The organism is Phreatobacter sp., from assembly GCF_052440005.1.
Classification (GTDB): Bacteria; Pseudomonadota; Alphaproteobacteria; order Rhizobiales; family Phreatobacteraceae; genus Phreatobacter.
This window is the reverse complement of record NZ_JBQVQL010000016.1, coordinates 1-19,856: the sequence shown is the minus strand read 5'-3', so window position 1 is coordinate 19,856 and position 19,856 is coordinate 1. Positions and strand designations below refer to the sequence as shown.

14 protein-coding genes are annotated in these 19,856 nt (G+C 70.7%); 5 read left to right on the top strand and 9 right to left on the bottom strand.

The genetic code is table 11. The features are described 5' to 3' along the window. Positions 1-144 precede the first annotated feature (144 nt). The 4 genes from ACT6XY_RS06185 to ACT6XY_RS06170 all read left to right on the top strand — a co-directional run bounded on the left by ACT6XY_RS06185 (position 145) and on the right by ACT6XY_RS06170 (position 6,908). Positions 145-2,148 (top strand): hydantoinase/oxoprolinase family protein, encoded by a 2,004-nt coding sequence (locus ACT6XY_RS06185; RefSeq protein ID WP_444747462.1) that lies wholly within the window; start codon positions 145-147, stop codon positions 2,146-2,148. Next, positions 2,145-3,725, top strand: coding sequence for a hydantoinase B/oxoprolinase family protein (locus ACT6XY_RS06180; protein WP_444747461.1), 1,581 nt, complete (start codon positions 2,145-2,147; stop codon positions 3,723-3,725). The genes ACT6XY_RS06185 and ACT6XY_RS06180 overlap by 4 nt, the downstream gene beginning before the upstream one ends. Further along, positions 3,722-5,371, top strand: coding sequence for a long-chain-fatty-acid--CoA ligase (locus ACT6XY_RS06175; RefSeq protein WP_444747460.1), 1,650 nt, complete (start codon positions 3,722-3,724; stop codon positions 5,369-5,371). The genes ACT6XY_RS06180 and ACT6XY_RS06175 overlap by 4 nt, the downstream gene beginning before the upstream one ends. Positions 5,372-5,468: 97 nt before the next feature. Next, on the top strand, positions 5,469-6,908 hold the full coding sequence (locus ACT6XY_RS06170) for an NAD(P)-binding domain-containing protein (protein ID WP_444747459.1): 1,440 nt from the start codon (positions 5,469-5,471) through the stop codon (positions 6,906-6,908). 166 nt (positions 6,909-7,074) lie between these two features. Here the strand turns inward: ACT6XY_RS06170 and ACT6XY_RS06165 are convergent, their stop codons facing one another. The 8 genes from ACT6XY_RS06165 to ACT6XY_RS06130 form a co-directional block, all read right to left on the bottom strand. Next, positions 7,075-8,751, bottom strand: coding sequence for a dipeptide ABC transporter ATP-binding protein (locus ACT6XY_RS06165; protein ID WP_444747458.1), 1,677 nt, complete (start codon positions 8,749-8,751; stop codon positions 7,075-7,077). After that, positions 8,748-9,593 (bottom strand): ABC transporter permease, encoded by an 846-nt coding sequence (locus tag ACT6XY_RS06160; protein ID WP_444747457.1) that lies wholly within the window; start codon positions 9,591-9,593, stop codon positions 8,748-8,750. The genes ACT6XY_RS06165 and ACT6XY_RS06160 overlap by 4 nt, the downstream gene beginning before the upstream one ends. Next, complete coding sequence (locus tag ACT6XY_RS06155) at positions 9,590-10,621, bottom strand: ABC transporter permease (RefSeq protein WP_444747456.1); 1,032 nt, start codon at positions 10,619-10,621, stop codon at positions 9,590-9,592. Before ACT6XY_RS06155 ends, ACT6XY_RS06160 begins: the two co-directional genes overlap by 4 nt. 14 nt (positions 10,622-10,635) lie before the next feature. Next, complete coding sequence (locus tag ACT6XY_RS06150; RefSeq protein ID WP_444747455.1) at positions 10,636-12,249, bottom strand: ABC transporter substrate-binding protein; 1,614 nt, start codon at positions 12,247-12,249, stop codon at positions 10,636-10,638. Between the two features lie 211 nt (positions 12,250-12,460). Next, positions 12,461-13,222 carry an SDR family oxidoreductase gene (locus ACT6XY_RS06145; protein WP_444747454.1) on the bottom strand — a complete coding sequence of 254 codons (762 nt, stop codon included), beginning with the start codon at positions 13,220-13,222 and terminating at the stop codon, positions 12,461-12,463. Continuing rightward, positions 13,222-14,577, bottom strand: a complete 1,356-nt coding sequence (locus tag ACT6XY_RS06140) for an aspartate aminotransferase family protein (protein WP_444747453.1) — start codon at positions 14,575-14,577, stop codon at positions 13,222-13,224. Before ACT6XY_RS06140 ends, ACT6XY_RS06145 begins: the two co-directional genes overlap by 1 nt. A gap of 106 nt (positions 14,578-14,683) precedes the next feature. Beyond that, entirely contained in the window at positions 14,684-15,634 is a 951-nt protein-coding gene (locus ACT6XY_RS06135; RefSeq protein WP_444747452.1) for an NAD-dependent epimerase/dehydratase family protein, read from the bottom strand. 102 nt (positions 15,635-15,736) lie between these two features. After that, positions 15,737-17,044, bottom strand: a complete 1,308-nt coding sequence (locus ACT6XY_RS06130; RefSeq protein WP_444747451.1) for an Hsp70 family protein — start codon at positions 17,042-17,044, stop codon at positions 15,737-15,739. 160 nt (positions 17,045-17,204) lie between these two features. Between ACT6XY_RS06130 and ACT6XY_RS06125 the strand changes: the two genes are divergently transcribed. Next, a complete protein-coding gene (locus ACT6XY_RS06125) occupies positions 17,205-18,725 on the top strand; it encodes a helicase HerA domain-containing protein (RefSeq protein ID WP_444747450.1) in 1,521 nt (506 codons plus the stop codon). A 9-nt stretch (positions 18,726-18,734) separates the two neighbouring features. Here ACT6XY_RS06125 and ACT6XY_RS06120 read toward each other — a convergent pair. Next, the coding region (locus ACT6XY_RS06120) for an amidase family protein (RefSeq protein WP_444747449.1) at positions 18,735-19,856 on the bottom strand (1,122 nt) is incomplete at its 5' end.

The window sequence follows — 19,856 nt, the reverse complement described above, 5'->3', positions numbered from 1 at the left end:
CACCGCCACTGGTTCGGGACTTGCCTGCGTCGCAGCCGTGCAGCGAGGTCAGGCCTCCGGCCCGAAAGCGGACCTTCCGCCGCCGACCCCGCTTGCCGTTCAATGGCGGGCAGGACCGGCTGGACCGGTCATGGAGCATGCGACGTGCAGACGAGAGACTGGGATATCGGCACCGACATCGGCGGCACCTTCACCGACATCATCGCGGTGCGCAGCGGCAGCCACGAAACGCGGATCGCCAAGGTTCCCTCCCGTCCAGATGCGCCGGTCCAGGCGATGATGGAGGCGCTGGCCGCCGTCGGCCTCGGGGCAGGCGACGTGCGCCGCTTCGTCCACGGGACCACCCGCGTCACCAACGCCCTCGTCGAGGAGCGCCTGCCGAAGGTGGCGCTGGTGGCCACCCAGGGCTTCGAGGACGTGCTGGAGATCGCCCGCTACCGCCGCCAGGAGCTCTACCGTCTCGACATCCCGCCGAAGGCGCCGCCGCTGGTGCCGCCGTCGCTCTGCTTCGGCATCGTCGAGCGGCTCGACCATACGGGCGCGGTCCTGACGCCGCTGATGGAGAGCGAAATCGAGCGGCTGGTGGCCTGGCTGAAGGCGAACGCGGTGCAGAGCGTCGCGATCTGCCTGCTGCACTCCTATGCCAATCCGACCCATGAGAAGCGCCTTGCCGAGCGGCTGGAAGGGGTCGTGCCGCATGTCTGCGTCTCGCACGAGATCAATCCGGAGGCGCGCGAGTATGAGCGGGCGTCCTCGACGGCCTTCAACGCGGCGGCCATGCCCATCGCGGTGGAGTACCTGACCGAACTCGAGGAGAGGCTGCCGATCGGGCCGGGGCTGCAGGTGTTCCACTCGGCGGGGGCGATGGTGCCGGTGCCGGCGGTGAAGCGGCGGCCACTCGTCATGGCCATGTCGGGGCCTGCCGCCGGCGTCTCGGCCTCGGCGCGCATCGCCCGGGATCTGGCGCGGCCGCGGGTGCTCACCTTCGACATGGGCGGCACAACCACCGACGTCTGCCTCATCGTCGACGGCGCGGCGGAAATGACCGACACGCGGATGATGGGCGGGCGGCCGCTGCGCCAGCCGATGCTCGCTGTCCACTCCATCGGCGCAGGAGGCGGCTCCATCGTCGATCTCGGGCCGGGCGGCCTCACCGTCGGGCCGAAGAGCGCCGGGGCGGTGCCGGGTCCCGCCTGCTATGGCCGCGGCGGCACGCGCGCCACCATCACCGACGCCAATGCCATCCTCGGCTATCTCGATCCCGAGGCGGTGCTCGGCGACACCATCCGCATCGACGTCGGCAAGGCGCGGGAGGCCGTCCAGCCCATCGCGGACAGGCTCGGCCTCGGGCTCGAGGAGACGGCGCTGGGCATCGTCAAGGTTGCCAACGCCACCATGGCGCGGGCGCTGCGGCGCGTCACCGTCGAGCGCGGCGTGGACGGCCGCGACTGCACGCTGCTCGCCTTCGGCGGCGGCGGGCCGATGCATGCCACCGGCCTCGCCGACCTCTACGGCCTGCGCGAGATCATCGTGCCGGCCGCCTCCAGCGCCTTCTCGGCGCTCGGCTGCCTCACCGCCGACTTCTCCTTCCTGCAGCAGCGCACCGTGCGGATGGCGCTGAACGGGCTGTCGTCGGAGGTTTTCGGGAGCCGCGTCGCCGAACTCGTAGCGGAGGCGCGCGATCCGCTCATCGCCAACGGGATCCCCGGGGACGAGATCACCGTCGAGCACGTGGCGCTGATGCGCTACGCGGCGCAGAGCGACTCCATCCCCATCGGCTTCGCCATGCCGCTCGATCCCGCGCGGCTGGAGACGGACTTCCACGCCCGCCACCGCGAGCTTTTCGGCTATGCGACGGGCGAGGACTGCGTGATCGAGGCGTTGCGCGTGAAGGCGACCAAGCCGTCGGTGACGCCGTTCTCGCGGCCGGACGTCGGCCGGCCGCAGGTCGCCGGCCGCAGCCGGCCCTGCATCTTCGGGCCGGAGGGGCCGGTGGAGACGCGCATCCTGCCGCGCGAGACCATCTCCGGCATCACCACAGGGCCCGCCATCATCGAGGATGCCTGGTCGACCGTCATCGTGCCGCCGGGATGGCAGGCGCGGCCCGACGACCTCGGCAACCTCTTCCTCACCCGGAGCGCCTCATGACCCCGCTGGACCCCTTCGTCGTCGAGGTGATCCGCCACGGCCTGTCGGCGGCGGCCGAGGAGATGAGCCTCGTCATGACCCGCTCGGCCCGCTCGCCCCTGCTGCGCGAGGCGGGCGACCTCTCCTCCGCCATCACCGACGCCGAGGGCGGGCTGGTGGGGCAGGGGCGCGACATCCCCATCCATCTCGGCGCCATGGCCTATACGGTGAAGGAGCTTCTGAAGGTCTGCCCCGCCGCCGGCATGAAGGAGGGCGACGCGATCATCTACAATGTCGGCGCGCTCGGGGGTAACCACCTCAACGACGTGAAGATCGCCCGTCCCGTCTTCGTCGAGGGCCGGCTGATCGCCTTCGCGCTCAGCCTCGCCCACTGGCCCGACGTCGGCGGCACCTGGCCGGGCAGCTACCTCGCCAATGCCTTCGACACGTTCCAGGAGGCGATCCGCATTCCGCCGCTGCCGATCGCCAATGCCGGCGGGGTCAACCGCTCGGTGCTGGACCTGATCCTCGCCAATGTCCGCGATCCCGTCTCCTGTGAGGGGGACCTGATGGCGCAGCTCGCCGCCACCACGGCGGCTGAGCGACGCATCCGCGAGATGTGCGCCCAGTACGGCACCGAGACCTTCGTCGCCACCATGACCCGCCTGCACGACCTGTCCGAGGCGGAGATGCGGGCGGCGCTCGCCGAACTTCCCGACGGCACCTACGAGGGCGAGGATTTCCTCGACGACGGCGGACCGAACGGCGAGCCGGCGCGCATTCACGTCAGGATCGAGATCCGCGGCGACGAGGCGACGTTCGACCTCTCGGGCTCGGCCGACCGTGTCGCCAACTTCTGCAACACGACGCCCTTCATCGCCCGCTCGGCGGTGGTCTATGCCGCGCGCATCATGAGCGGACGCGACATGCAGCAGAATGCCGGCGCGCTGCGCCCCATCACGATCATCACCCGGCCCGGATCCATCCTCGAGCCCGGCTGGAACGCCGCGGTCGCCGCCGGCAACCACGAGACCTCCATGCGGGTGGTGGATGCCATCTTCCGCGCCATGGAGAGCGTCATTCCCGAGCGGCTTTCGGCCGGCGGGCCGGCGACATCCGGCCTCCTCGCCTTCGCCGAACCACTCGCCGACAGTTCCTGGCGCATGCTCTACGAGGTGCACGGCGGCGGCGAGGGCGCCCGCCACGACCGCGACGGCTGCCCGGCGACGCGGGTGCATCTCGCCAACACCTCCAACACGCCGGCGGAGATGATCGAGGCAAACTACGCCATCCGCGTCGAGAAACAGGCGATCCGCCGCGATTCCGGTGGGCGCGGCGTGCACAGGGGCGGCGACGGCGTCATCAGGGCCTATCGGGTGCTGGCGCCGAGCCTGTGGCTGACCACCTGCGTCGAGCGCTCGGTGATGCCGACCTACGGCCTCAAGGGCGGCGAGGAGGGCAAGCCCTACACGATCACGCTGGAGCGGGACGGCAAGGCGGAGCGCCTTTCGGGCAAGGCGAACCTGCTGCTCAAGGCCGGCGACCTCGTGACGCTGGAGGGCTGCGGCGGCGGCGGCTACGGGGCGCCTGCCGCATGAGCATCTGGCCGGCCGGGGTCGAGCGCACCATCGGCCCGCTCCCCGACAGCCTCGGCGCGGCGCTGAGGGCGACGGCGGCGCGGCGGGGCGAGGCGCTGGCGATCGCCTTCTACGGGGCGGAGATCAGCTTTGCCGAGCTCCTCGCGCGGGCGGAGCGGCTGGCGGCCCATCTCCAACACGCCTGCGGCCTCGCGCCCGGCGACCGGGTGCTGCTCGACATGCAGAACTCGCCCCATGCCATCATTGCCTACCAGGCCATCGCGCGGGCGGGGGGCGTGGTGGTGCCGGTCAACCCCATGTCCATGCCGGAGGAGATCGCCTATCTGGCCGGGGATAGTGGCGCCAAGATCGCGCTGATCGGCGCCGAACTGATTGGCAGGTTCACAGCCCTGGTTCCCTTGCCCCTCGCCCATGTGATCGTCGCCGCCTATGGCGACGAGATCCCGGCCGATATGCCGTTCCGCCTGCCGTCGGTGATCGGCGAGAGCGTGCTGCCCGAGAGCCTGCCGCGGGGCTTCGCCGCCTGGGGCGAGGCACTGGCAGAGGCGCGGCCGCCGCGCCCCGACACCAGCCGGCCCGACGACCTCTGCGTCATGCCCTACACGTCCGGCACGACGGGCAAGCCGAAGGCCTGCATGCACACGCACCACAGCGTGCTCTTCACCGCTTTCGTCCAGGCGCGCTGGTATGCCTACGACGACGAGACGGTGCTCACCGGCTTCATGCCGATGTTCCACGTCGCCGGCATGCAGCTCTCGCTCAACGGCTGCGCCGCCTGCGGCGCCACCGTGGTGGTGATGGCGCGATGGGACCGCGACCTCGTGGCGCCGCTGTTCCGGCGCTACAGCGTGACCCTGTGGAGCGCTGCACCCACCATGGTGGTCGACGCGCTCGCCGCCGAAGGCTTCGACGAGGCCGCCTTCGCGAAGCTGAAAATCATCACCGGCGGCGGCGCGGCCATGCCGGCGGCGGTGGCGGCCGAGCTGAAGCGGCGGTGGAACCTCGCCTATGTCGAGGGCTATGGCCTGACCGAGACCATGTCGCCGAGCCATCTCAACCCGGTGGACCGGCCGAAGCCGCAATGCCTCGGGGTGCCGGTGCAGGAGACCGACGCGCGCATCATCGACCCCGAAAGCCTCACGGAACTGCCGCGGGGCGAGACCGGCGAGGTCGTCGTCGCCGGGCCGCAGGTGATGCGCGGCTACTGGAATCGCCCCGAGGCGACGGCGGAGGCCTTCGTGACGCTCGACGGCAAGCGCTTCCTGCGCACCGGCGACCTCGCCCGCATCGACGAGGAGGGCTATTTCCACATGGTCGACCGGCTCAAGCGGATGATCTCCGTCTCCGGCTTCAAGGTCTGGCCCTCCGAGGTGGAGGCGGTGCTCTACCGCCATCCCGCCGTGCAGGAGTGCTGCATCGTCTCGGCCCCCGACGCCTATCGCGGCGAGACGGTGAAGGCCTACGTGGTGCAGCGGCCGGGCACGGAGCTTTCGGCCGAAGCGCTGATCGCCTGGGCGCGGGAGGTGATGGCTGCCTACAAGGTGCCGCGGCAGGTGGACTTCGTGCAGAGCCTGCCGCGCACCGCTTCCAACAAGCTCGACTGGCGTTCCCTGCAGGACGCCGGCTGGGCGAAGGCCGCGTCGTGACCGCCGCCCTTGCCGGCACCCGCCGCGGCGATCACCATGCGGCCTGCATCTTGCCTGCCCGTGCGGTGCTTCCTCGCATTCCGCCTGAGATCTCGACATGACCCTGCCGTCCCTGACCGCCCTCGAAGCCCGCATCCGCGACGACCTGGCGCGGATCGCCCATCCCCGCGCGCCCTGGCTCACGCCGCGCACGGCCCCGGACGGGTCGCAGGCGCTGGACGTGCTGGTGGTCGGGGCAGGGCAATCAGGCGTCGCCGCCGCCTTCGGGCTGAAGCGCTCGCGGGTGGACAATGTCCTCGTCATCGACAAGGCGGCCTATGGCCAGGAGGGGCCCTGGGTCACCTATGCGCGGATGAAGACGCTGCGCAGCCCGAAAGACTTCACCGGCCCCGATCTCGACATTCCGAGCCTCACCTACCAGTCCTGGCACGAGGCCCGCTATGGCGCCGACCATTGGCAGGCGCTGGACCTCATCACGCGCGAGGACTGGAATGACTACCTCCTCTTCATGCGGCGGGTGACGGAGGTTCCGGTCGAGAACGAGACCGAGCTTCTGTCGCTCGATCAGGCCGGCGAGCTGGTCGCGGCGCGGCTCAGCGGCCCCGATGGCGAGCGGACCGTCTTCGCCCGCAAGGTGGTGCTGGCGACGGGGCAGGATTCGACCGGGCGCTGGTGGATGCCGGACTTCGTCGCGGCCCTGCCGGCGGCGCTGCGCGCCCACACCGCCGATCCCATCGACTTCGGCTCGCTCAAGGGCAAGGTCGTGGCCGTGCTGGGGGCCGGCGCCTCGGCCCTCGACAATGCCGCGGAGGCGCTGGAGGCGGGCGCGGCCTCGGTGCATCTCTTCTGCCGCCGGCTCGAGCCGCAGGTGATCCAGCCCTATCGCTGGATCACGTTCCGCGGCTTCATGAAGCACCTCGTCGACCTCGACGATGCCTGGCGCTGGCGCTTCATGAGCCGCGTCATGGGCCTGCGCGAGGGCTTTCCGCAGGCGACCTACGACCGCTGCGCCGGCCATCCCAACTTCGTTCTCCATACCGGCGGCGCCTGGACGGCCGCACGCGCCGAGGAGGGCCGGGCGGTGGTGACGACGGCGCACGGCGACTTCGCCGCCGACTTCCTCATCTGCGGCACCGGCATCGCCATGGATTACGCGGCGAAGCCCGAGCTCGCCGCCTTTGCGGGCAACATCGCCACCTGGGGCGACCGCTACGCGCCGCCTGAGGATGAGGCCAACGACCGCCTCGCGGCCTTTCCCTACCTCTCGCCGGAATACCAGTTCATGGAGAAGGAGCCCGGCCGCACGCCCTGGATCGCCAACGTCCACCTCTTCTCGATTGCCTCGACCATGAGCTTCGGCCCCTCGGGCTCCTCGATCAACGCCATGACCACGGCTGTGCCGCGGCTCGTCGACGGCGTCACCAAGGGCCTCTTCGCGGCGGACGTCGAGGCGAACTGGCAGGCCTTCCTCGCCTATGACGTGGCGCAGGCGGAGGTGCGGCAGACGGTACCGGGGCTCGGCATCGCAGCGGAGTAGCCCGTTTCGAGGATCATCGACCTCATCGCGTCATGCCCGGCCTCGTGCCGGGCATCCACGACTTGAACACCGCATCACGAGAATTCGTGGATCCCCGGGCCAAGCCCGGGCATGACGCATCGGTCTGCGTGAGGGTCGTGCGACACGGGCACCGAAGGGACGAGGCTCACCCCGCCGTCGCCGTTTCCCTGTGCCGGGCGGTGGCGGCTTCCGGGTCGAAATGTGGAATGGCGGCGATCAGCTCGCGGGCATAGTCGGAGGCCGGGTCGGTGAACAGCGCGCCGCTCGGCCCCTGTTCGACGATGCGGCCCTTCTGCAGCACGATGGTGCGCTCGCACATCATGCGGACGACGTTGAGGTCGTGGCTGACGAAGAGATAGGCGAGGCCGGTTTCGCGGCGGAGCCGGTCGAGAAGGTGCAGAATCACCGCCTGGACCGAGACGTCGAGGGCGGCCGTCGGCTCGTCGAGCACGAGCAGGCGCGGCTTCGCCGCGATGGCGCGGGCGATGCCGACGCGGGCCTTCTGGCCGCCGGAGAGCTGGTGGGGGAAGCGGTCGAGGAATTCGGGCGGCAGGCCCACGCGGCGGGCGCAGTCCTCGACTTGCCGGCGCAGCTCGCGGCCGTCCTGTACCCCGGCCAGCAGCTTCAGCGGATCGGCGATGCAGTCGAAGGCGGAGAACCGCGGGTTGAGGCTGTCGCCGTGGTCCTGGAAGACGATCTGGATGTCCTTGCGGAACCGCGAGCGGTAGAATTCGCGCGAGGAGATCCTGCCAATGTCTTCGCCGTCGAAGCCGATGGTGCCGGCGGAATGGTCCAGGAGGCGACAGACGAGGCGGGAGATGGTGCTCTTGCCCGAGCCCGATTCCCCGACGAGGCCGAGGCTTTCGCCCGGCGCGAGATCGAAGGAGACGTCGTCGACACCGCGGAAACCGTTGTCGAAGGTTTTCACCAGGTTCGAGACGGAGAGCAGCGGCTCGGCTGGCCGGCGGAGCGACACGCGTGGCGCGACCAGGACCGGCTCGCCGGCATCCACCACGAGGCTGTCGACGGTGGAATGGCGGGTCGGTGACGCCGCGACGAGGCGCTTCGTATAGGAATGGCGCGGCGCGCCGAAGAGGCTCGCGGGCACCGCCTGCTCGACCACCAGACCCTGTTCCATCACCGCGACCCGCTGGCAGTACTGCGCGGCGAGGCCGAGGTCGTGGGTGATGAGAATCATCGCCATGCCGCGCCGGGCGGTGATCTCGGCGAGGAGGTCCATCACCGTCTTCTGCGTCGTCACGTCGAGGCCGGTGGTCGGCTCGTCGGCGATGAGCAGGGCGGGCTCGCAGGCGATGGCCATGGCGATCATGACGCGCTGGCACATGCCGCCCGAGAGCTCGTGCGGATAGGCGTCGAGCCGCTCCTCGGGGTCGCGGATCAGGACGGATTCCAGCAGTTTCAGCGCCTTCTGCCGCGCCTCGGCCGCCGACAGGGATTCGTGGGCGCGCAGCACGTCGGCGATCTGCAGGCCGACCGTGCGGATGGGGTTCAGTGCCGCCCGCGGGTTCTGGAAGATCATCGACATGGCCGCGCCGCGCAGCGGCTGCAGCATGGACCTTGAGGCGCGGGTGATGTCCTGGCCGCGGAAGGTGATGCGGCCGTTGGTGATGCGGCCGGCACGGTCGAGGAGCTGCATGACCGAGAAGGCGGTGACCGACTTGCCCGAGCCGCTCTCGCCGACGATGCCGAGAGTCTCGCCGGCGTCGAGGGTGAGCGAGACGCCCTTCAGCGCCTCCACGAGGCCGTTGCGGGTGGAGAAGGTGACCTTCAGGTCGTCGATGGTGAGGAGCGGCGCCGTCATGTGCGCATCCGCGGGTCGAGGATGTCGCGCAGCCCGTCGCCGAGAAGGTTGAAGCAGAGCACGGCGCTCATCAGGGCGGCGCCGGGAAACACGACCAGCCACCACTTGCCGGTGGTGATGAAGCGGGCGCCCTCGGCGACCATGATGCCCCATTCCGGCGTCGGCGCCTGGACGCCGAGGCCGAGAAAGGAGAGGCCGGCGGCGTTGAGGATGGCCCAGCCGAGGTTCAGCGAGATCTGCACCGCCATGGCGGGGAGGACGTTGGGCAGGAGGAACAAGAGGACCACGCGCACGTGGCTGTTGCCGGAGGCCCTGGCCGCTTCCACCCAGCCGGAATTGCGCCGGACGTTCACCTCGGCCCGGGCGAAGCGGATGTAGAAGGGCAGGTTGATGATGGCCGTGGCGTAGATGATGTTCTCGACCCGGTTGCCGAGCGCCGCCACCAGCGCCATGGCGAGGACGAAGAGCGGGAAGGCCATCAGCACGTCGACGAAACGGCCGACCCATCGGTCGAGCCGCCCGCCCGCATAGCCGCAGAAGGCGCCGATCATGGCGCCGAGGACGAAGGAGAGGCTCACCGCCGAGGCGGCGATGGCGAGGTCGAGCCGCGTCGCCACGAGGACGCGCGAGAAGACGTCGCGGCCGAGCTGGTCGGTGCCGAACCAGTGGGCGGCACTCGGTGGCTGGAGCGATTGCGGGACGTTGGAGACCGTGGGGCCGTAGGGCGCGATGGAAGGCCCGACGATGGCGATGAGGACGAGCAGCGCCGCACCGATACCGGCGACGAGGGTCACCGGATTGCCGCGCAGGATATAGCCGGTGTGGCGGAGCGTGGCGCTCATTCGATGGAGACCCGGGGATCTGCGAGGCCGTAGAGCACGTCGATGGTGAGGTTCACCAGGACGAAGATGAAGGCCATGAGCAGCACGAAGCCCTGCACCGGCGCGTAGTCGGAGGTGAGCAGGGCGTCGAGCGCATAGGATGCGACGCCCGGCCAGGAGAAGACCTTCTCCACCAGCACGTTGGCGCCGAGCATGGTGGAGAAGACGATGCCCATGATGGTGATGACAGGCAAGAGCGCGTTGCGCAGCGCATAGACGAGGACGACGCGCCGCCGCGACAGGCCGAGGGCCTCGCCCGTGCGGACAAAGTCGCTCGTCATCACCGCCAGCATGGCAGCGCGGGTCATGCGGGCGAGGGGGGCGAGGACGAACAGCGCCATGGTGGAGGCGGGAAGGACCAACTGGCTCGCCGCAGCGCGCCAGGACTCCCATTCGCCGGCGAGGGCCGCGTCGATGAGGATGAAGCCGGTGACGACGGGGGGCTGCGAGGCGAAGACGTCCAGCCGCCCCGTCGGGTCGGGGGCGATGCCGAGGATGTAGTAGAAGGCGTAGATCAGCAGAAGGCCGGAGACGAAGGTCGGCACGCAGACGCCGAGCGAGCACAGGAAGCGCACCCCGTGGTCGATCAACGAATTCGGTTTCAGCGCCGCGAGGATGCCGAGCGGCAGGGCCAGCGACAGGGCGAAGAGCAGCGCCGTAAAGGTGAGTTCGAGCGAGGCCGGCAGGCGGTTGATGAGGTCGGTCACCACCGGCTGGCCGGTGTTCATCGAGCGGCCGAGATTGCCGGTGGCGATGTCCTTCAGATAGAGCAGCAATTGCTGCGGGATGGGCTTGTCGAGGCCCATCTGCTCCCGGATCATCTGGATTTCCGCCTGGCCCGCATTGGGGCCGGAGGCGAAGAACACGGCCGGATCGCCCGGCAGCACCCGCATCAGCAGGAAGGTGAAGACGATCACCCCGAAGAGCGCGGGAACGGAGGACAGGGCCCTCCGTCCCGCGCGCCTGGCGATACCGGCTGCAAGGCTCATGACCGGCGGGCCCGTCAGGTCCGCTTCACGTCGCGGAAGTCGACCTGGCGGTGGTAGCCGTAGGTGTAGCCGTCGATGTTCTTCGGCATGACGGCGTCCTGGTTCGGCTGCCAGAGCATGACGATCGGCGTCTCGTCGGCCATGATGGCGATCATCTCCTTGCAGGTCGCGTCGTACTTGGCCTTGTCGGTCTCGAAGCGCGCCTTGCCGGCGAGGTCGGCGATGCGCTCGTCGTTCCAGCCGGAATAGTTCCAGCGCTGGGGGCCATAGAGGAAGGTGCGGAAGAAGTAGTCGGTCGAGGGCAGCCAGGCGATCGAGGTCTCGATGAAGAAGGGCAGCTTGCGCTCGGTGACCATGGTGGAGATCTGCGCGTCGGGCAGCTTCTGGATCTCGACGCGGATGTTGATGGCGGCGAGGGCCTCCTTGACCAGCGCCGCGATGGGCTCGGCGAAGGCGGCGGAGCCGAGGTTGAAGGCGAAGAAGGTCTCGAAGCCGTTGGGGAAGCCGGCTTCCGCCAGCAGCGCCTTGGCCTTGGCGACGTCCTGCTTGTAGGGCATCGGCTGGGGGAAGGAGGCGTCCGTCGGCGTGCCCGACCAGGTGCCGCCGTAGAGCTTGGCGCCGCGCTCGAACAGGCCCGCCTTGAACAGCGAGTCGTAGGGCAGGGCAGCGGCGATGGCCTGGCGCACCTTCTTGTTGTCGAAGGGCGGCATCTTGGTGTTGAAGGCGATCATCGAGAAGGCGTTGAACTGGGGCGTCGAGATCGCCTTGACGCGGCCGCGCGCGACCAGCGTGTCGATGTCGCTCGGCTGCAGGTCGATGGAGAGGTCGGCGTCGCCCTTCTCGATGAGGCTGGCGCGGGTCGCGGCCTCCGGAATGGTCTGGCAGATGATGCGGCGGAAGGGGGCGGGCTTGCCGTCGACGCCGCCGGTCCAGGCGTCGTTGCGGCGCAGGATGACCTGCTCGCCGGGCTTGAAGCTCTCCACCGTATAGGCGCCGGAGCCGGCCGTGTTGTCCTTGGTCCAGGCCTGGCCCCAGGGATCCTGCGGCGTCACGTGCTTCTTCACCAGCGTCGAATTGAAGACGATCGCGTAGAGCGTGCAGAGGTTGGGCAGAGCGAGGCGGTCGGGCTTGTCGATCTTGCCGACGACGGTGTGGGTATCGACGATCGTGAACTGCTCGGGCTTGGTCCAGGAGCCGGTGCCGATCTGGGCGGCGGCGAGGGAGCGGGCGGAGACGGCGCGGTCATAGGACCACTTGACGTCGGCCGCGGTCACCGGCGTGCCGTCGTGGAACTTGGCGTTCTTGCGGATGTGGAAGGTGAAGGTCATGCCGTCCGGGCTGACGTCGACCTTCTCGGCGATCTCGCCGCGGATGTTGTCGATGTCGAAGACCCAGTTGCCATCGCGCTGCTTGCGGCCGAAGGAGACAAGCCGGTCATAGACGTTGACGCTGACGCCGAAGGCCTCGCGCGTCGAGCCGGGCATGGTGGGGTCGAGGGTGTTCACCGCCGCGCCGGTGACGTAGCGCAGGGTTTCCGCGCGGGTCTGCGCCTCGGCCCGGCCGCCCAGATAGGGCGCTGTGGCGATGGCGGCCGTTCCCGCGAGGAGGTGACGACGGTTCAGCTTCATGACGCGGTCTCCGTTGACGCTTGCGGGCCTGGCATCCTGCCCGGCGGCTCGCCCAGATGGTTGCAATCTCCGTACCAGCAGCGAGAGCTGGTCATGCGATGCCGGCGCGAGGAGAATGTCCGTTCGCCGGAACCGCCGGCGTGGGAAATGCTCTTCGGCATTTGCCCCCTGATGCAGCAACGCAGTCGCGTTGCCCAAGGGTTAGGCAGTGTCAGCCGGCGAGCCAGCCGCCGTCAACGGCGAGTGTGGTGCCGGTGGTAAAGGCGGCGGCGTCGCTGGCCAGATAGAGGACGGCCTCGGCGATTTCCTCCGGGCGGCCGAGCCGGCCCATGGGGTGGCGGGCCACCGATTTCGCCTCCGCCGCCGCGGGATCGGCAGCACGGCCGAAGCTGCGCCGGAGCATCGGGGTGTCGATGGCGCCGGGCGCCACCGCGTTGACGCGGATGCGATCGGCGGCGAAATCCAGCGCCATGGTGCGGGTGAGGCTGAGGATGGCGCCCTTGGCGGCAATATAGGCGGCATTGCCCGCGCCTCCGGCGATGGCGAGCTGGGAGGCGGTGGTGACGATGGCCCCGCCGCCCTGTGCCCGCATGAAAGGCACCACCGCCCGCGCCCAGAGCCAGGTGCCGCCGACATTGGCGCGGAAGACGCGATCCCAGTCCTCGGGGCTCGTGGTCATGATCGTGCCACCGACGGAGAAGCCGGCCGCGGCGAAGAGGATGTCGATGCGGCCGAACCGCGCCGCGACGGCAGCCGCGTCCCGGTCCGCGGTGCCCGGCTCGCCGACGTCGGAGATGCAGGTCATGGCCTCGCCGCCCGCGGCGGCCACCATGGCGGCCGTTTCGGTCGCTCCTGCCGCGTCGCGGTCGACGAGGGCGAGGCGTGCGCCCTCGCGCGCGAAGGCGAGCGCGGTTGCTCTGCCGATGCCCGACCCGCCACCGGTGATGACCGCAACCTTTCCCTGAAGGCGCATCAGGCGGCCTCGCCGGCTGCGCTGGCGAGGGCGGCGTCCACCGCCTCGCTCAGGAGCCCGACCATGCGGTCGATCTCCGGGCGGGTGATGATGTAGGGCGGCGCCAGGATGACGTGGTCGCCGGAATGGCCGTCCGCCGTGCCGGGAGAGGGGTAGCAGAGCAGGCCACGGGCGAAGGCCTCGTCCTTGACGCGCTTGTAGAGCCCGAGGCTCGCGGCGAAGGGCGTCTTCGTCTCGCGGTCCTTGACGAACTCGACGGCGACGAAAAAGCCGCGGCCGCGGATGTCGCCGACATGGGGGTTCTGGCCGAAGGCCTGTTCGAGGGCGCCCATGAGATAGGCGCCGTCGGTGCGGCACTTCTCCACGAGGCCGTCGCGGATGATGACCTTCTGCACGGCGAGCCCGGCGGCGCAGGCGGCGGTATGGCCGGAATAGGTATGGACGGAGGCAATGGTGCCGAACGTGTCGGCGATGGTGCGATAGACGTCTTCCGTCATCAGCGCGGCGCCGAGCGGCGCATAGCCGCCGGCCAGGCCCTTGGCGGTGACCATGATGTCGGGCGAGACGCCGTCATGGGCGAGGGTGCGCCAGGTGCCGCAGCGGCCGACGCCGCACATGACCTCGTCGGCCACCATGAGGATGCCGTAGCGGCTGCAGATCTCGCGCATGCGCCGGGCATAGCCGTCCGGCGCCGGAACCGCGCCGCCGGCGGCCCCCACCACCGGCTCGAAGAAGAAGGCGGCGATGCGCTCGGCACCGACGCGGTGAATCTCCCGTTCGAACTCGGCGGCGAGGTGGTCGACCAGACCCTCCGGCGCGACGCCGTCGGCCGGGCGGTAGTCGTTGGCCGGAGACAGGTGGGTCACCGGCATGAGCGCGCCGACATAGGGGCGGCGGCGGGCCGGATGGCCGGAGAGCGACAGGGCTCCCATCGTGTAACCGTGCCAGGACTGGCGGCGGGCGAAGAAGTGGGTCCGGCCGGCATGGCCGCGGGCGAGGTGGTACTGCAGGGCGATCTTGATGGCGGTCTCGGTCGCCTCCGAGCCGCCGGAGACGAAGGAGACGCGGCTCATGCCGCCTCCGGCCTGATCGACGATGGTGTCGGCGAGGGCGTCGATGGGGTCGGAGGTGAAATCGGCGGAATAGCCGAAGGACAGCGTATCGTACTGCGCCTTGATCGCCTCGATCACCTCGCGGTGGCCGTGGCCGAGGCAGAAGAGGGCCGGTCCGGACGAGCCGTCGAGGAAGCGCCGGCCATGTTCGTCGAAGACGTGGATGCCTTCACCGCCAACGGCGCGCGGCAACCTCTGTCCCGCGCGGTGCTGGTTGAGCCAGCGGTGCCCGACGTCGTCCATGGCGCTCTCCCTGATGCGGAAGGGAAGGCTAGGGGAGCGCCTCGGCGGCGGTCAAACCCGCCGGGCGCATGGCAGCCCCATCGGGATACCCGTCCCGGCTGCCGGGTCAGGGGCGGCGGGTCCAGGCGAGATAGTCGGCGGCGGCCTCCTTCAGGCCGAAGCGCGGGGTAAAACCGGTTGCAGCCTTCAGACGCGCGAAGTCGCTGCCCGGCCGGTCGGCGGGGATCTGGTAGCGCACGGTCGGCGCGGCAGGATCGATGCCATGGCTCCAGCCGGGGAAGGCCGGGGCGATCGCCGCGCAAAAGGCTTCCACCGAGAAGACCTCGGGACCGCCGAGATCGAAGATCGGCGCGGGCTGGTCCAGTTTGGCGGCGGCGAGGGCGGCAAGACCCGCTGCGGCGTCGCGGGAATAGAGCCAGCCGGCAAACCCCGGGCGGGAGAGGCGGGTCGGCCTTCCGGCCTGAGCCTCCGCCATGACCTGGGCCTGGGCCGAGAGGATCTCGCGCACGCCGGTGTCGCGCTCGTAGGGGCCATAGACCCCGGCGATGCGCAGGGTGGGCGTGGCGATGCCGTAGACGGCGCCGAGGCGGATCGCCACGTCCTCGGCCATCTTTTTTGTGAGCCCGTAGAGGGCGGCCGGGGCGGGCGGATCGACGTCGGCGCGGAAGCGGGCGTCGTCGCCCTTGGCGAGCGGATAGACGCTGGCCGAGGAGGCGATGACGACGCGGGGGCAGCCGGCCTCCGCCGCCGCGCGCAGAACCGCGGCGGTGCCGCCGACATTGACCGAGACGATGCGTTCGGGATGGGCGCGTTCCATGTCCGGGCCGGCGGTGATGGCGGCCGCATGGATGACGGCGGAGAAGCGGTGGGCGCTCATCAGCGCCCGCAGGCCGTCGCCGTCGCGCACGTCGCCGATGGTGACCTCGATGCCGGCGGGAAGCCAGCCGGGCTCCGCCGGGTGGGCGGCGAGCACGACGACCTCCTCGCCGGACGAGACGAGATGGTCGACGGTCGCGGCCCCGACGAAGCCGGTCCCTCCGGTGATGAGAATGGTCAAGCTGCGCCCCTCCTGACGATGTCGGCGGTGCGATCATGCCGCAGCCTGGGCGGCTGCGCTAAGGGCCCGGGACGCGGGGCGCCCATTCGCCGCGCGGGGTCGTCAGGCGGCCCAGCGCTCGGCGTCGGGCTCGCGGCCGATCAGGGCGAGGCCGTAGGCGATCGATTCGAACTGGTCGGCGTTGGTGAGCCGGGCCTCGTCGAAGCGGTCGGTGAAGAGGCGGCGGATGGCCGGCACGAAGGAGGTGCCGCCGGTCAGGAAGACCCGGTCGATGGCGCCTTCCGCGACGCCGGCCCGGGCGAGGGCCTCGTCCACCGTGGCGCCTATGCGGGCGACGTCCGCCGCGATCCACGATTCGAAATCGGCCCGGCTGATGCGGCCGGTGATGGCGACGTCCTCCGCCGCGAAGCGGAAGTCCGCGGCGTCGGCGGCCGACAGCGTCACCTTGGCATCCGAGACGGCGCGGTAGAGTGCGAGGCCGAGGTCGTAGTCGACGATGTCGATGAAGCGGCGCAGCTTCTCAGGATCCACCGCCACCTTCTCGAGGTCGCGCAGGCCGGCGAGGTCGCCATTGGACTTCATCATCGCGAGCTGATGCCAGCGGGCGAGGTTGGCGTAATAGCGGTTCGGCACGGTCAGCAGCTTGTCGAGCGAGCGGTAGTCCGAGCCCTTGCCGAGCGCCGGCGAGACCATGTGGTCGACGATGCGGGCGTCGAAGCTGTCGCCGGCGATGCCGATGCCGGCATGGGACAGCGGCCGGGCGGTGAGCCGCCCGTCGCGCCGCTCGAAGCGCATCACCGAGAAGTCCGAGGTGCCGCCGCCGAAATCGGCGACGAGCACGGTGGCGTCCCGGTCGAGGGCGCGTGCATAGAAGAAGGCGGCGCCCACGGGCTCGTAGACGTAGCGGGCGGCGTCGAGGCCGAGCCGGCCGAAGGCGGCGCGGTAGCGCTGCATGGCGAGCGCCTCGTCCGGATTGCCGCCGGCGAAGCGGACGGGGCGGCCGATCTGCACCCGGGCGCCGGCAAAGCCGAGGTCACGGCCCGCATGGCGCTGGAGGGTCTGGATGAAGGCGACGAGCAGGTCCTCGAACCGCGTGGTCTGGCCGAAGATGCGGGTGTCCTTGAAGCTCGCGCTGGCGGCGAAGCTCTTGAACGACTGGATGAAGCGCTGCGCCCCGCCGCCGGCCATGAGCTGGTCCATGGCGAAGGGCCCGCCCTCGACCCGGTTCGTCAGCTTTCCCCCGCTGCGCTCCTGCCAGTAGCACAGGGCGGTGACGAAGCCCTTCAGCGTCGCCTCGCCGTGGCGGAAGGTGACGGCCTCGGCCGGGCCGTCGCCGCCTGCCAGCGCCACCACCGTGTTGGTGGTGCCGAAGTCTATCCCGATGGAGAGGGGCGGGCTGTAGCTTGTCAAGGACGGGGCCTCGCTGGGGGAAGCGGCGGGGCATAGACCATCGCGGCGGTGCCGGCCAGAGGGCCGGCCGTTCCTGTGGGTTTCGCCGAAGGGGAGGAGGCGCGCGCCGCGGCGGGGTGCTAGGAAGGCCGGCGCAGTGGATGAGGGTTCCTGAGTCGGGATGAAAGTCGATATCGACATGGGGTCGCAGTCCGGCGGGAAGGCGGCCACGCTCGATCTCGAGGAGTTGCTGGCGACCCGCCTGCTGGTGCAGGGCAATTCGGGCTCGGGCAAGTCGCACCTCTTGCGGCGGCTCCTGGAGCAGAGCGCCCCCTGGGTGCAGCAATGCGTCATCGACCCGGAGGGCGACTTCGTCACGCTGGCCGACCGCTACGGCCATGTGGTGGTGGACGCCGAGCGCACCGAGGCCGAGCTCACCCGCATCGCCGCGCGCATCCGCCAGCACCGCGTCTCCGTCGTGCTCAATCTCGAGGGGCTGGACGTCGAGCAGCAGATGCGCTGCGCGGCGGCCTTCCTCGGCGGGCTCTTCGACGCCGAGCGCGACCACTGGTACCCGGTTCTCGTGGTGGTGGACGAGGCGCAGCTCTTCGCCCCAGCCGTGGCCGGCGAGGTGTCGGACGAAGCGCGCAAGCTCTCCCTCGGCGCCATGACCAACCTCATGTGCCGCGGCCGCAAGCGCGGGCTCGCCGGCGTCATCGCCACCCAGCGCCTCGCCAAGCTCGCCAAGAACGTGGCGGCGGAGGCATCGAACTTCCTGATGGGGCGCACCTTCCTCGACATCGACATGGCGCGCGCCGCCGATCTCCTCGGCATGGACCGCCGCCAGTCGGAGATGTTCCGCGACCTCGCGCGCGGCCATTTCGTCGCGCTGGGGCCGGCCCTCTCGCGCCGGCCGCTGCCGGTGACCATCGGCGCGGTGGAAACCTCCGCGCGCTCGACCAGCCCGAAGCTGACGCCGCTCCCCGAGGCGCCGGCTCCGGAAGACGCCCGCGACCTCATCTTCACGCCCGCCGCCGACGAGATCAGGGCGCTGCCGGTGCGCCGGCCGCCGCCGCCTCCTCCGGTCTCGACCGCCGACATCCTGACGCAGCTCGCCCAGGCGCGGCCGAAGGCGGAGGAACCGGCCGAGCCCATGCTCCCGGTCATCGCCGAGGCCGAGCACAAGGCGCTGATCGAGGAGGTGCTTCGCGAGATCCTCTCCGACCCCGACGCCGCCTTCCGCACCGTCGCCGTGCTCTACCAGGACTTCCTCGTGCGCTGCCGCATCCGCCGCGTGCCCGGCGAGCCGCTGACGCTCGCCGATTTCCGCCGCCGCTTTGCCGTGGCGCGGGCCGGCGTCGACATGACGCGCGAGGGCGAGGAGGGGTGGAGCCAGGCGGTGACGCTTTCCGCCGGCTTGCCGGACGACCTGCAGGGCGTGTTCCTCGTGATTGCCCGCGCCGCGCTGACCGGGGCGCCATGCCCGTCCGATGCCACCATCGCCCGCGTCTACGGCAGCCATTCGCCGAGCCGGGCGCGGCGGCTCATCGCCTATTTCGAGGAGCGCGGGCTCTTCGTCATGCGCACGGACTTCCGCGGCCGGCGTATCGTCGCCTCCCCCGACCTCGGCTGCGAGACGGCGCCGGGCGACCCGGCCGGCCCGGTGGACGTCAGCCAGGACATGCCGTCGGCGGCGGAATAGGCCGCCCGCTCAGCCGGCCCAGGCCCGGAAGGGCCGCGCCGCCAGGAAGGCACGGGCAACGCGCATGACCATGTGATCGGACAGGCGGGGACCTGCGATCTGCAGCCCGACGGGCAGGCCCTCCGCCGTCAGGCCGCAGGGCACCGAGACGGCGGGGCAGTGGGCGAGGTTGAAGGGGTAGGAGAATTCCGCCCAGGCCAGCCAGTCCCAGGGGTGGGCCGGCCAGTGATCCGGCACCTGGCGGCCGTGTGGGAAGGCGGCGACCGAGACGGCTGGCGTCAGCAGCAGGTCCCAGCGCCCGGCGAACCAGCGCCCGACCGCTCCCGCATAGGCGTGGCGGCGCGACTGGGCGGCCTGCACGTCGGCCCAGGACGTCGTCCGGTTCTCCCGCAGGCAGGCGACGAAGCCCGGGTCCATCGCCGCCTCGGCCGCCGCGTCGGCGGGGGCGTAGGGCATGAGGGGCGGTCCCCAGAGCGCGCGGATCAGCTCGGGGCCGAGCGGCCCCCAGGGGGGCGTGACGCGCTCGACGGTGGCACCGAGGGCCTCGATGGCGAGGGCCGCGGCCTCGACCGCCTGCGCCACCTCGGGGTCGACGCGTGCATGGCCGAGATCGGGGCTGTAGGCGATGCGCAGGCCGGTGAGGTCCGGACCGGCGGGATCGCGCCGGAAGCCGCCGGGCAGGGTGGTGTAGTCGGCGGGGTGGGGGCCCGCCATGACCTCCAGCATCAGTTCCGCATCGGCTGCGTCGCGGGCGATGGGGCCGATGTGCGAGAGCGCGCCGTTGTTGGGCACGGGCAGGTAGGGGACGGTGCCGAAGGTCGGCTTGAGGCCGACGACGCCGCAGAAATGGGCGGGGAGCCGTACCGATCCCGCTCCGTCGGTGCCGAGATGGAGGGGCCCGCAGCCGGCGGCGGCGAGTGCCGCCGCGCCCGAGGAGGAGCCGCCCGCGGTGCGGCCGGCCATCCAGGGATTGTCGGTCGCACCCGTGAGCGGGTTTTCGCTGACCGCCGTCCAGCCCTGTTCGGTGGTGGCGGTCTTGCCGAGGATGACGGCGCCGGCGGCCCGCAGGCGCGCGACGGCGGGTGCGTCCGCCGCGGCCGGCGTCGGGTCGGACAGGCGGGAGCCCCGGCG